This window comes from Rubinisphaera italica, from assembly GCF_007859715.1.
Lineage (GTDB): Bacteria > Planctomycetota > Planctomycetia > Planctomycetales > Planctomycetaceae > Rubinisphaera > Rubinisphaera italica.
This window is the reverse complement of the sequence record NZ_SJPG01000001.1, coordinates 162,303-175,544: the sequence shown is the minus strand read 5'-3', so window position 1 is coordinate 175,544 and position 13,242 is coordinate 162,303. Positions and strand designations below refer to the sequence as shown.

12 protein-coding genes are annotated in these 13,242 nt (G+C 48.4%); 6 read left to right on the top strand and 6 right to left on the bottom strand.

From position 1 onward, the window contains the following. The first annotated feature begins 65 nt into the window (after positions 1-65). The 3 genes from murJ to miaA all read left to right on the top strand — a co-directional run bounded on the left by murJ (position 66) and on the right by miaA (position 3,538). Positions 66-1,730 (top strand): murein biosynthesis integral membrane protein MurJ, encoded by a 1,665-nt coding sequence (murJ, locus tag Pan54_RS00705; protein ID WP_146501584.1) that lies wholly within the window; start codon positions 66-68, stop codon positions 1,728-1,730. Positions 1,731-2,007: 277 nt separating this feature from the next. Further along, the gene (locus tag Pan54_RS00700) at positions 2,008-2,469 is read left to right on the top strand and encodes a thioredoxin family protein (RefSeq protein ID WP_146501583.1); all 462 of its coding nucleotides are present in this window, start codon (positions 2,008-2,010) and stop codon (positions 2,467-2,469) included. 127 nt (positions 2,470-2,596) lie between these two features. Then, positions 2,597-3,538 (top strand): tRNA (adenosine(37)-N6)-dimethylallyltransferase MiaA, encoded by a 942-nt coding sequence (gene miaA, locus Pan54_RS00695; protein ID WP_146501582.1) that lies wholly within the window; start codon positions 2,597-2,599, stop codon positions 3,536-3,538. Between the two features lie 18 nt (positions 3,539-3,556). Here miaA and rplU read toward each other — a convergent pair whose 3' ends face one another. The 3 genes from rplU to Pan54_RS00680 form a co-directional block, all read right to left on the bottom strand. After that, on the bottom strand, positions 3,557-3,955 hold the full coding sequence (rplU, locus tag Pan54_RS00690) for a 50S ribosomal protein L21 (protein ID WP_146501581.1): 399 nt from the start codon (positions 3,953-3,955) through the stop codon (positions 3,557-3,559). Between the two features lie 126 nt (positions 3,956-4,081). Further along, entirely contained in the window at positions 4,082-5,692 is a 1,611-nt protein-coding gene (locus Pan54_RS00685) for an Rne/Rng family ribonuclease (protein ID WP_146501580.1), read from the bottom strand. A 914-nt stretch (positions 5,693-6,606) separates the two neighbouring features. Further along, complete coding sequence (locus tag Pan54_RS00680; RefSeq protein WP_146501579.1) at positions 6,607-6,834, bottom strand: hypothetical protein; 228 nt, start codon at positions 6,832-6,834, stop codon at positions 6,607-6,609. A 575-nt stretch (positions 6,835-7,409) separates the two neighbouring features. On the opposite strand from Pan54_RS00680, the gene surE reads away from it, so the two are divergent. From surE to Pan54_RS00665, 3 genes are all read left to right on the top strand, one after another. Continuing rightward, positions 7,410-8,183 carry a 5'/3'-nucleotidase SurE gene (gene surE, locus Pan54_RS00675; protein ID WP_146501578.1) on the top strand — a complete coding sequence of 258 codons (774 nt, stop codon included), beginning with the start codon at positions 7,410-7,412 and terminating at the stop codon, positions 8,181-8,183. Positions 8,184-8,386: 203 nt separating this feature from the next. Then, positions 8,387-8,875, top strand: coding sequence for a hypothetical protein (locus Pan54_RS00670; protein WP_146501577.1), 489 nt, complete (start codon positions 8,387-8,389; stop codon positions 8,873-8,875). A gap of 234 nt (positions 8,876-9,109) precedes the next feature. Continuing rightward, the gene (locus Pan54_RS00665; RefSeq protein WP_146501576.1) at positions 9,110-10,051 is read left to right on the top strand and encodes an AAA family ATPase; all 942 of its coding nucleotides are present in this window, start codon (positions 9,110-9,112) and stop codon (positions 10,049-10,051) included. Positions 10,052-10,078: 27 nt separating this feature from the next. Here Pan54_RS00665 and Pan54_RS00660 read toward each other — a convergent pair whose 3' ends face one another. The 3 genes from Pan54_RS00660 to Pan54_RS00650 form a co-directional block, all read right to left on the bottom strand. Next, positions 10,079-11,500: a sulfatase-like hydrolase/transferase gene (locus tag Pan54_RS00660; protein WP_207310006.1), complete on the bottom strand. Its 1,422-nt coding sequence runs from the start codon at positions 11,498-11,500 to the stop codon at positions 10,079-10,081. Between the two features lie 143 nt (positions 11,501-11,643). Beyond that, on the bottom strand, positions 11,644-12,084 hold the full coding sequence (locus Pan54_RS00655; RefSeq protein WP_146501575.1) for a carboxypeptidase-like regulatory domain-containing protein: 441 nt from the start codon (positions 12,082-12,084) through the stop codon (positions 11,644-11,646). Positions 12,085-12,182: 98 nt separating this feature from the next. Further along, positions 12,183-13,214: a DUF1559 domain-containing protein gene (locus Pan54_RS00650; protein WP_146506261.1), complete on the bottom strand. Its 1,032-nt coding sequence runs from the start codon at positions 13,212-13,214 to the stop codon at positions 12,183-12,185. Positions 13,215-13,242: the final 28 nt, after the last annotated feature.

The window sequence follows — 13,242 nt, the reverse complement described above, 5'->3', positions numbered from 1 at the left end:
TCAATGAACTATGTTTGAGGTCTGTGAGTTAACGGACCCCCTAAACAAATCCCTTTTGTGACGTCATGGAAGACATCGCACCGTTGTCGCAATCCCAACACAACTCTTCGGGCCATAACCAATCTTCTTCCTGGATGCGTCACGTCCGCAGGGTCGGCTTATTGACGTTTCTGAGTCGCATTCTTGGCTTGATTCGCGACATGGGAATGGCTGCGACATTCGGCAATGGCCCTTTGCTGGATGCCTTCACACTGGCATTTCGCATTCCGAATTTGAGCAGACGCTTATTTGGAGAAGGCGCTTTAACCACTGCCTTTCTCCCCCGCTATGCCGAAACCCTTGAACAGGATCAGTCAAAAGCTGAGCAACTCGCCTCAGCTGTCCTCTTCATTTTAGTTGTGACACTGAGCTTAATGACATTGCTGGGTTACGGACTGATCTGCACATTGTATCTGACGAATCTCCTCGGAGAATCGAGCCGTGAATTGTTGGTGATGGCTGGGGCCTTGTTACCATATGTGTTGCTCATCTGTGCGACTGCTCAGTTGTGTGCGATGCTGAATGCCCAGGGGTATTTTTCGATTCCTGCAACGGTCCCGATCCTGCTGAACCTGATCTGGATCCTGGCAATCTGGTTCATTACTCCCTGTTACACAGATCCACAGACGCAAGTTTACATTGTCATCGGTGCAATCCTGTTGGGAGGGGGAATGCAACTGCTATTGCCGGCAATGCATTTATTTCTACTGGGGTTTCGTATTCACTGGAACACGCGTGACCAATTGCGCGAGGCTCGCAAGGTCTTTCGCCACATGCTGCCCATTGTATTTGGATTGTCGATCACACAGGTCAACTCGATTTGCGATGGAACACTCGCCTGGTGGTTTGCGTTACCGGAGCAAGGTTCCTGGATTACACCCGGTTCCGCTTCGGCTCTATATTACGGGCAGAGAATGTATCAATTCCCGCTGGGAATTTTTGGGATCGCTCTCGGGACAGTTCTATTTGCGCGTCTGGCTCTTCATGTGAAAACCAATCAGATGGAATCGGTTCGACAGGATGTGCAATTTGGATTGCGTTTTGTACTCATCATCGGCTTACCAGCCTCTGCAGGCATGATGCTGTTAGCTTATCCCATTGCAGAAACATTGCTCCAGCGAGGACAGTTTGATGCCTTCGATACGCAGCAAACCACGCAGACAATTATCGCTTACGGCACTGCGATCTGGTCCTATTTGGGAATCACCTTATTACAGCGAGTGTTTTATGCAATTGGAGATGTCAGAACTCCTTTGAGGATCGGGCTGGCAACCGTATCACTCAATCTCGTTTTGAATTTTCCATTGATGATCTGGCTCGGAGGCAAGGGCTTAGCCTATGCCACGGCTATCGCGGCTGTCGTACAGTTCATTTACTTATGGGCTGTTTTAAAGCGTAATATTCCAATTTCGTTCTCCGCAACAAATTTAGAAATTGTAGGGAAGCTGATCCTGAGCACGTTATGCATGTCACTGGCAATCTGGCTTCTACTGCAAGTATTACCAGACCCTGAACTCAAACGCTGGCAAGCTGTGCAGTTGTTGTTTTTGATCAGTGTGGCTGTCATCGTTTACGGACTCAGTTTGAAAAAATTACAAGTTGAAGAACTGGGGGAGATCCTGGGATTTAAGAAGAATCAGACGATTCCCAACAGCCAGGAGGATCTCGACTCGAATCCGGAGAATCCTTAGAATCCGCAAAATCTACGCAAGTCCACACCGTTAAACACCGATATCGATTATGGACGTCGATGAGCGAGCCTCATCATTGAAGCCAGGAAATTGAAGATCAGCAAATCGGTTTGACCTCATCGCAGTCACAGACATTCGTCTCTGCAGTTGCAAACACCCGAAGCATGCACTCACTCGAACGATTTCCTTCTTGTTTCTGGATTCATCTTTCCACAATCATCCCATCGTTTCCTGTTCCAGAAAATGCAGGGCGGTCAATATCGCAAAGAGGTTTCCCATGCGACTGATTATTACAACAATCGTCACCACTGTTCTGGTTTTATCCACCACGCTGAAAGCTGACGACACAACACTGGATAAAAAAGTCTGGCACCAGGAATTACAGAAGGCACACGTTCTCGCCAAGAGCGAAAGCAAACCGATGCTGATTGTGTTTGGGGCCACCTGGTGCAAGTTCTGCAAGAAGCTCGAAAAGGAAACCTTCTCCGATCCACAGATGCAGGCTTATGTACAGGCTAACTTTATTCCCGTGCATCTTGATCTGGATGAACAGAAATCAATCGGAAAGATCCTGGAAGTCAAATCTCTGCCTTGCACAGTCGTACTGAGCCCAAACGCCGATTTACTCGGCAAAGTGGTTGGCTACAAAGACACTTCCGCAATGAAAATTCAACTCGACAAAGCACTGCAGACACAAAGCGTATTAAAGCAGGCTTCAAAAGATAAAGTCGTGAAATAAATCAAGCGAATCGACCATCAGGGAAGCAGAATCCACTCATTCTGCTTCCCTTTTTTGATGCCCGCTGATAAGTTCCGAAACAAGCCTGTCCTACCTTTGCGAAAATTTCTGATGTATACTTTTGCGCATGAATGTTCCGCCTGAAATCCTGACGAAGTGTTGGTTTCTGGCTGGGCCGACGGCTGTCGGGAAGACGGAAACGTCATTGCTGCTGGCCGAGAGATTGGATGCGGAAATCCTTTCACTCGATTCCATGGCCATTTATCGTCAGATGGATATCGGGACAGCTAAACCTTCTCTCGCAGAACGGCAGCGGGTTCCGCATCATCTGATCGATATCATCAACCCTGACGAGGATTTCAGCACAGCGGAATTTGTCCGCTGTGCCAGCCAGATCGCAGCAGAGATTGTCCGTCGAGGGAGAACACCATTATTTGTCGGTGGCACAGGCTTATATCTTCGCTCGATCTTACGCGGAGTTTTTGAAGGCCCGGATGCTGATTGGGATTATCGGCGTCAGTTGGAAGCTGAGGAAGCAGACTCGCCCGGAAGTCTGCATGGTAAACTGCAACAGTGTGATCCCCCTCTGGCAGAGAAATTGCACCCCAATGATCTGCGACGCGTTATCCGTGCCCTGGAAGTGTATCACCTGACTGGAACCCAACTCTCTGTTCAACAACAGCAGGCTGCCCGCATTCCAGAAGAGACTTCAGGCAACGTATTCTGGTTGCATCCGGATCGAGACTGGCTTTATGAGCGAATCAATCGACGCGTCGACCTGATGTTTGAGCAGGGACTTGTCGAAGAAGTTCGACTGCTGCTCCAAAGGAATCCCCCTGCTTCGAGAACCGCATTGCAGGGACTCGGCTACAAAGAGATGGTCGAGCATTTGAGCGGCGACATGCCATTGGATGAAGCTCGTGAAATGATCAAAATCAGAACTCGCCAGTTTGCCAAACGCCAGCACACCTGGTTTCGCAATTTGCCCGAGTGCCAAGAAATAAAGGTGACCGGAAACCAGTCACCTTTGGATCTTGTCGAGGCCATAATTCAGCATTCAAAAACGTGATGCTAAAACGGCTTCTAATTATTCATCTGAGCTTGTCTCTTCAATCGCGACTGATTCTGCAGGGGCAGATTCAACCTTCTCTTCGACAACTTCCAGCCCCGGCACATTGAAATCGCCAATTTTAACGAGAGCATATTTCTGGCGATGGCCTGTATGACGACGTGAGTTTTTTCGACGACGGAACTTCTGGACTTCCAGTTTAGGCCCCTTGAAGTAGGGATCGACAATGCTGGCGGCAATTGTCGCTCCTTCGATGATCGGTTTTCCGATCACACTGCCGGCTCCACCATTGGCGAGCAGGATGCGATCGAAAACGAGATCGCCACCCTCTTCGAGACCTTCACGCAGATCGACAGCGATTTCCAAACCGGGAGCGACTTTGAACTGACGTCCACTATCTTCAATAATTGCAAACATAACCGAATACCTTGTTCTCAGAAATTTCAGCCTCCACGGGCTGTTATCGATCAGCGATCACGCAGTGTCGCGATTTTTATGGGAATGTCCAGCGTTTCAGCTGGGAATTCTACGACTTTTCCTCTGTTATTTCGAGCTCATGCTGTGTGAAAACGCAATTTCATCACCAAATTTACTCTGACAGCGAATTTCCAGATGATTGGGATTCACGTCGTAGCGAGATTCAAAGTTGATGACGACCTTGTTGCGGTCCTCCAGTTCGAGTAGTTCTTTTCGCTTTTTGTTGGCCAGATACGTTGCCACGCGGTGATTGAGTTCGACGGAAATGCGACCAATGGATTCCTGACTTGAGGCCCGCATCACTTCCCGCATGACTTCAATCGCGACACTTTCCGCGGTTTTGACCGAGCCGGTGCCATTGCAGCAGGGGCATTCTTCATAGATACTCCGCTTGAGCGAAGGCCGAATTCGCTGTCGCGTCATCTCAATCAAACCAAACGGACTGATTCTCAGCACTTTGGTCCGAGCACGATCGCGTTTGACGGCATTTTGTAGTTCTCGCTCGACCCCCCTGCGATGCTTCTCGGCCTTCATATCGATGAAGTCATTGACGATGACTCCACCAAGGTCGCGAAGACGGATTTGACGGGAAATTTCCTTAGCCGCTTTAATATTCACCTGATAAGCCGTTTCCTCGGCATTATCATCAACCCGATGTGTTCCACTGTTGACATCGATGGCAACCAGGGCTTCTGTCGGATCAATCACAATCGAACCTCCCCCCTGCAGTGGGACAGTTCTGCTCTGGATATTCGTAATTTCCTGCTCAATATTGTATTTATGGAACAGGGGCTCGGAGCCTTCGTAAAACTGAACGCGATCGACCTGCTTGGGGAGTACGACTTTCATGAACTCACGAGCACGCTCGTATTGGGTTTTGTCGTCAATCAGTACCCGATCAATTTCGCTGGTGTAGATATCGCGAATCGTGCGAGTAATCATGTCGCTTTCTTCATAGATATCGACTGGGGCAGACTGCTTTTCAATGCGGCGAACAATCGTCTTCCACAATCGCAGCAGGTAGTTCATGTCGCGGCGAAGATCCTTTTCAGAGCGATCAATCCCTGCCGTTCTAACAATAAAGCCAAGTCCTTCCGGCGGCTCAAGCTCTTTGATGATATCGCGAAGTTTCTTGCGATCATCCAGGTTGATAATTTTCCGGCTGATACCAACTCGCTGTAGAGCAGGCATCAAAACGAGGTAGCGACCTGGGATACTGATATAAGTCGAGAGTGTTGGACCTTTTGTACCGATGCCATCTTTAATGACTTGCACGAGCACTTCATCGCCACGCTTGAAAATCTGCTGAATGGAAGGCTTGCCCGCCACGGAACGTTCGCTGCCTGGGCGTTTGTTCTGAGGACGACGACCGCCTTTGTTAACTGGTGGTCGCGAGCGATCCCGTTGTGGTCGTGAATTCTCGACCGGTGGAAGGTGCTTGAAGTACTCGGCTTCGACATCGCTGACGTGGAGAAACCCGTTAGACCCGACGCCGAAGTCAACAAATGCCGCCTGAATGCTCGATTCAATATTGACGACACGACCTTTATAGATATTGCCGACGAAACTTTCCTGGCTGTTCCGCTCGACATAAAGCTCTTCAAGGACACCATCTTCGACAATTGCGATGCGGCTTTCCTCAGGCTGGTAAACATTGACCAGCATTTCTGTATTCATGATTGACCTTTCTCAATCGGTGAGAAAGGCTCTAACAGTGATGGGTTTTTCTTCGTTAGACGGAGTCTTGAAAGTGTGATTCCTGTCAGTACTGCAAACTGGTGTCCTGTTTGTAGATTTACTCTAGCAGTCCTCAGATCCTTCTTGCTTTTTTGAATGAAACAGATGACTCGAAATTTTCCAGAGAAAATTGAAATCTCACAGAAAAACAGAGAAAAAATGAATTGGATAAGACAAGTTCTACTCGTCATTATCCAATAAGAATTCTAGGTTTTCGGTCGTCCGAGGTCTGTTACTATTCAATATCGTTCCGACGAATTTTTGGGGCGACTGCCCGAGCTGACTGATCAAGGCTGGTTCTTGATGTATCGAGTAAGTACAGCAACTTTTTGCTGGTGTAATTACGTCCCATCTCTGTTTTCCGAATCCCGATCACGACAATGTGTAGGCTTAAAAGTATTTTCAATTCAACGTGTGGCTCGATTGCAGTTTTGTGCGAGAGCCGTTTTGTGAACGAGAAAACGGAAAACGATCGGGTCAGCCCAATCAACCATTCTTTTTTCCCGATGCTAGCAGGTGCTAATCAGGTATGGCAGACGCTATCCCCTGGTGCTGTTAAAACCTTTCCCTGGGTGGATATCGTAAGCAGGTGAATTTAGATTTCATTCACCTGTAACTCAGTATTTATGTCTTATTGTGAAACCTAAAGCTGACAGCCGTGTCAGTATTGAATAGGACTTCATCTTGAGTTTAATCGCGATGTCCCAATGAACACCTGTTATTGCGATTCACTCGCTATCATGACAAAAATAAAAACAAATGGCAATCGTTGACAGCTTTTCCCTCCGTATTCTCTTCGTTTTCGCCCCGACTGCTCCGAGAAGTCAGGCTATTCCTTTGAGAAGCAATCAGCCTCAAATTGTCCTGTCGAACCTCGTGCCGATGGCCTCTACCACTCGCTCAGGCTTGGAATAATACGGTTTCATACGGGAATCGTAATTCCGGTAAGAGGCCAAAGCCGCCAGGGAATTACCAGCCATGTAGGACAACCCTGTGCTATCTGCAGCATAGCGTGGAGAATGTCCATTCAGTGCATTCAGCAGCAATGCCAGTTCAATTTCCGTGGCGGAAAACTCCCGCATACAGTTTGCCAGCTTTACTGATTTCAACAATGGCGGGCAAACTGTAGTATTTTCTCGTACTGGCCTGAACGAAGGTTCGTTAGAGGAGTGAAATTCAATCGGCGGTAGCTGTGTGCGACAATAATATGAGGAAATCGAATTGATTGTTAACGGATAAGTCATGCCAGACTCCAGGCTCAAAGCTCGGTGGCACAGAACTCCTTTTCCGCGTGAACAGGCAAGCCCGTCCGAATTTGATTCTCCTGACTCCATCCTAAGCACATTATGATCCGAGCAAAGGAATTTTTGGGGATCGTGACCTAAATCGTTAATTAACAGTGGATTGATAAGGTTCGCTGTGCCAGATGATCACCGTGGAAGCGAACTCGTGTTGTGTTCAGTCAACACCCTGCTGCTTTTCTGATACATTGTCGCATTCAGAAAGTGATTTCTACTACTGATTCGCAATTTAAGGTAGCGGCTTGTTGTTGGCCTGAATCCTATTTTCCCCGACAATTCCCCGTGACACATTCGTGACGACGGCTATAAATCTTGTGTTCTGCTGGTTATTTTTTATCTGAAAACAAAATCACATCATGCATATTCTACTGGCCAACGATGACGGGATACACGCACCAGGTTTAATTGCACTGGAATCAAAACTGAGTGCACTGGGAGAAGTCAGCGTTGTTGCACCGGCTCATGAGCAAAGCGGCGTCGGGCACAGCATCACGTATCGTAGCCCGCTTCAGGTCGAAGAAGTCTATCGAGAGGGAAAGCGATTTGGCTGGTCGGTGCATGGGAGTCCTGCCGATTGCGTGAAACTGGGAATTTTAGAGCTCTGCCCTCGCAAACCTGATCTGATCGTTTCCGGCATCAATTCCGGATCGAACTACGGCATCAACGTGCTGTATTCGGGAACTGTCGCCGCTGCGATCGAAGGCGCTTTTTTTGGAATTCCCTCAGTGGCGATCTCCCTGAACACAACAACCCCTCCAGATTTTGAACTCGCTGCCAGCAGAAGCGTACGCATTCTGCAACGATTGCTTGGGGTTATGGAAGCTCACCCCCCAGAAGCAGGCTCACTTTGGAGTATCAACTTTCCTCCATCCAATGCACAACTCCAGGGAGTCCGTTTTGCGACAATGGGAGTGAAACGTCACACCGAAACCATGGAAAAACGCATCGATCCCCGAGGCAAACCTTATTATTGGAGTGGAAACGATCCGCTGCACAATCATGAATTTGAAACAGAAACCGACATCCGGGCACTCTCGGAAAACTATGTAACAATCACGCCTCTCAAGTTCGATTTAACCGATTACGACCGACTTCCAAAGAATCGCACTCCAGATTGGGACTGCCTGTAAACAATCAGAATTCCCTTCGCGAGTGATCTTTCTGTCAGGATCGTTACAATTGTCAGAGTCTTTCCAAAGGGATTGATTTTGCCTGATCGTTGTAAACAGGGTGTGCAATTGATGACGATGCTGACCATAATTGCAAATAGTTACGAGAAATTATTGCCAACACTGTTGATCAATCACTGAATATTCAGAGGAAAAGTTGACCCATGGGTAAGTGGAGCGCATTTCTGATTTCACTCATACCAGCTGCGCTGGCCGGCTATCTTTGTTTCCTACTGGTTACCGTCGGTTTGCCGATTGTCGAAGAGAGTGCCATCATGTGGGGACCTCTCGGAGCTGGTTTCCTGGGTTGCGTAATGTGCCTGCTGGCTCCATTCGGCATTGCGATCTTCGTCAGCTCAGCTCCCAAGGCAGCTGCGGCCGGGGTTCCTTTAACAGATGATCTCGATATCGAAGACGATGAAGAAATGCTCAGCGGCGAAGAAGATGCTTTCGAAAGCGATGAATTCGCCAGTGATGAGTTTTCCGATGACGACCTGGCTGCAGAGGACTTTGTATCGGACGATGAGTTTGATCTGGACGACAGCAGTACAGACTTTCAATCGGCTGAGCTGGCCTCCGATGAATTCAGCGGCGATCTGGATGAATTCGATCTTGGCGATGAGGATGAAGACGACGATGATTTGTTCGCTTAAGCTGTAGCCAAGTCTCTTGTTCGCGACAATTGTGGTGAAGATCTCAGCATATTCACATCAAATCTTCACAAAATATCTATCTGAGCCTCTGGAAAAGCGATTTTTTGATTTCGCACTCAAAAATCTTATGCAATGCTTTGACGAATGAATTGCGTTCTCGTTAGTTTTATACTGCGTTCTCAACATGAGTTACCGTATTAAGATTAACGCAGTCACTAAACCGATGGAGAGTTTGTGGAAAATCATTCCCACGCGGCCATTGAAAAATTGATTTCCAATATCAGTCAGGTCCTCCTGGGCAAAGACAAAACCGTTCGACTCGCTGTCACTGCTCTGCTGGCACAAGGGCATCTTTTGATTGAGGATGCTCCGGGAGTTGGAAAAACATCTTTAGCCAAAGCTCTGGCGATGAGCCTGAACTGTGAATACACACGTCTGCAATTCACTCCCGACCTGCTTCCGAGCGATATTCTCGGAACCAGTGTGTTCCTGCCGGGCTCTGGCGACTTTGAATTTCGCCGCGGTCCTGTTTTCACCAATGTGCTACTGGCCGATGAAATCAATCGGACCACTCCACGTACACAAAGTGCATTGCTTGAGGCGATGAGTGAATTTCAGGTTTCTGTCGATGCAAAAACCTACACTCTGGAGCGCCCCTTCTTTGTATTGGCGACACAAAATCCCCATGAATTCGAAGGAACCTATCCGTTACCCGAGAATCAACTCGACCGCTTCATGCTGAGAATCGAAATCGGCTATCCTTCGATGGAAGTCGAAAAGGAAGTACTACGCTCTCATCGACTTGGGGAACCAGTCAGCCAATTGCAGGCGGCTCTCGATAAAACAGCGCTTGTAAAAATCCAGGATGAAGTCCGCAATGTGAAGATGGACGATTCGATTCACGAATACATTCTGCAAATCGCCCATGCAACACGAGATCATGCGGAGCTTTCTCTCGGAATCAGCACCCGGGGAGTGATCACGATGATGCACGCTTTGCAGGCTTTTGCGTTTGTCAGTGGCCGAGATTATGTGACCCCCGATGATGTGAAAGCCCTGGCGGTTCCTGTGTTTGCTCACCGGATTGTTGTCGGGGGAATTTTACGAGAGTCGAGTCGAGATCGAGCTGCAGGGATCATCGACAATCTCCTCACCACAATTGCAGTCCCTGTATAATCAACCGTAGAAGTGCTCCCTCAACGCCTATTCCAGATGCCAGTCGTGCGCATCCTGCATGATACTCGTATTGATATCGAGCAGTTGTGACTTCAATTCTTTGAGGACTTCTGGATTGGACGCTGCCAGATCCTGAGTTTGCTGGGGATCTTTCACCAGATCATAAAGCCGGAAATTTGTGTAGGTTCCCGATTTGATTATTGGGATCCAGGCTTCCTCAAACATATTGCTGGTCGAGAGCTTATAGTCTGGATCGGCGACCAGAGAGTACTGACCGGATCGCATGGCTACAATGGGACGCGACTTCTGCAGATGCCAGAATAATGGCTGGTGCCGTTCAAACTGATCCGTGTGCCCTGTCAGAAGTGGCGCCAGGTTTGAGCCATCGAGATGACGATTGGCTGGGGGATTGATCTTCAGTAGTCCACAAACGGTAGGCAGAATATCGACAACCCCAGCTGGCTCAGACGAAACTTGCTCTGCAGGAATTGAGCCGGGCCAGCTGAAGATCCCTGGTACACGAATACCTCCTTCCCAGTTTTGCCCTTTCTTTCCCTTCAAGCCACCGGTTCGATCATCGCGATAACTGCCGTTGTCGGATGCATACACAATCAGCGTATTTTCAGGAGCATCGAGTTTCTTGAGTTTTGTCAGCAGTCGTGCGATTGCGCGATCAGTGTTATCGATCGTTCCCGAGTAGATAGCAGCTTTATCGTTGAGCTTGCCATATTCGCTGACGAGATTGTCAGGAGCTGCGATTGGTGCATGAGGTTCGTGAAACCACAGATTAAGAAAGAATGGACGATCGTCATTCGAGCGAGAATCCAGCCAGCCGATCGCTTCTTCAACCAGTAACTGGCAGGAGTAGCCCTCTGTTTTTCCGACCGGTTCCCCATTGCGGATGAAGTTGTCAGGATTCTTATGACTGGGAGACGCGTTGTTCGCAGTCGCCAACCAATAGTCAAAACCATGATCTCCGGGAGTCGGTTTGTCACGCTCATTGGTCGGCAATCCAAGATGCCACTTGCCGATGTGGGCAGTTGTGTAGCCGTTCAATTTGAGAATCTCTGCCAGCGTATTTTCCCGCTCGAGCAGATGCGAATTCTGGCTCGCATCATTGATCCAGCTGTAAACTCCCGTGCGGATATGATGCCGCCCCGTAAGCAGAGTAGCACGCGAAGGCGAGCAGACCGCACATCCCGAATAAAACTGCGTCATCCGCATCCCACTGGCGGCCAGCTTATCCAGTGTGGGCGTCTTCACGGGGCCGTCGTAACAACTCAAGTCCTGATAGCCGAGATCGTCGGCCAGTAAGATGACGACGTTGGGTTGAGACTTCTCTGCGAAAAGTAACGATGCGTTACCCAGGAAAATCAGTAAGAAAATCGACAGGAACAAGAAAAGCCCTCCGCGAATTTGAAACGCAAAGGGCTGCGGAAATGTCTTCATGGATTCTGATCCTCGGTTAACACTCGTAGTATTGCTGAATGTCAACTTATTATGACAATCCAATCATGAACGTCAACGACTGCAAAATCGAAGTGAGTGATTCTGATTCTCAATTCGATAATACATTGCTTAAACGATTTCAGTTAAAGATTAAAATCGTGAGAATTGTCTCCCAGATTGACGGAAACGGTTAACCCACTTGATTCCGGGGTTTTAAACTTTTCCGGAATGATGGTCTCTGCATCAGGCTCCTTATAAGTGCCTGCGTTAATCATCTCATTGAGCTTGTCAGGATCCGTTTCGGCAACAGTCTCTTTTCCTTGAGGAACAAATCCAACATTATACTTGCCGACTTGAGCTCGCGGGAAATTATACGCACCATCGGCTCGAACCTGAGCTGAGGTCGCTGCTCCATTCTCTGGATTTATCATCGTCACCATGGTTCCTGCTGGAGCGGGCTTGCCATTTAAAGTAACTATTCCACTTAAGGAACCGTACTCACGACTGTCCCCACCAGAGCAACCGACGAAAATGAGACAAACCAGTCCCATGGACCAGTAACCGAACGATTGACGCTGTAACATCTCTTGACTTTTCCGTAACGAATGTGAGTGAAAAAAGAGTGGGGATTCGCGGCGCAGAATCCCAACTCTCTTAAATAAGTTTGGAAGACCAGTTTGGCTTAATATTCCCCAACCGGTTGACGATCATCTCGTAATGCCAGCCGCTTTAAGGTGACCAGATCGATATTCTCACTGATGAAGGCGACATGCCCATCGAGCAAGACAACCTGAACTCCTCCTTTATGAGCAGACATCAAAGGATTGTTGGCTCCATGATTGGATTCCACACCGGGTAAAGGGTACGTTCTTGTATTGGGAGCATAACGGATAGTCGTCAAGTTGAATTCTCGACGACGATTTGCATCATGATATGTTCCCATCATCCAGCCATGAGGATGGCTCCCATCAATACTGATTGGGGATCCCGCTGAATTGAATGCGAAGTCGGAACATTCTGCCACGACAATGACATTGGAAGTTCCGTCTACCGCTTCCGCAAAACGACGGGAGCGACCTCCAGCTGTAACACGCCCTTCACCTGTTGAACCTCCTCCGTCAGGACCAACCAGCATTCCACCTGTCGATTTGATTCCTGTATCTGAAAAACCAGCAGGGCCACAACATTGATTGTGGTTGGCTCCAATAACTTTTGCCTGTGCTGGAGTAATAATCGCATCATCAGCAGCACCTGAAATTCCTACGTAGGATGCTCTCATGGAATTTGCACAGGTTGATGTCACGCGAGTTGGCAGGGGACTGCTCGGACACAGAAATGTGTTGATCAGCGTTCTGCCATCAGTTCCCAAATTCGTGCACTGAGTGGAATATCCAACATTGGGAAGACTGAAGTCAAACTTATCGTAAAGGGCCGACTGCTCGACAAATGGGAGCAATGCTGGCATCCAGGAAATACCCCAGCCATTTCGACTGCTGTTTCCCATGGGGAGTGTCGAAAACACATCATGATAATTATGCAGTGCCAGCCCAATCTGCTTGAGATTATTTTTACACGAACTTCGCCGGGCGGCTTCGCGGGCCTGCTGGACGGCTGGGAGCAGTAAAGCCACCAGTATGGCAATGATTGCGATGACCACGAGCAGCTCGATCAACGTGAAGCCATCCCGGATTCGGAATTTTTGTTTCGCATGCATGAGACGATCCTTTACTTAAAAGTGAAAT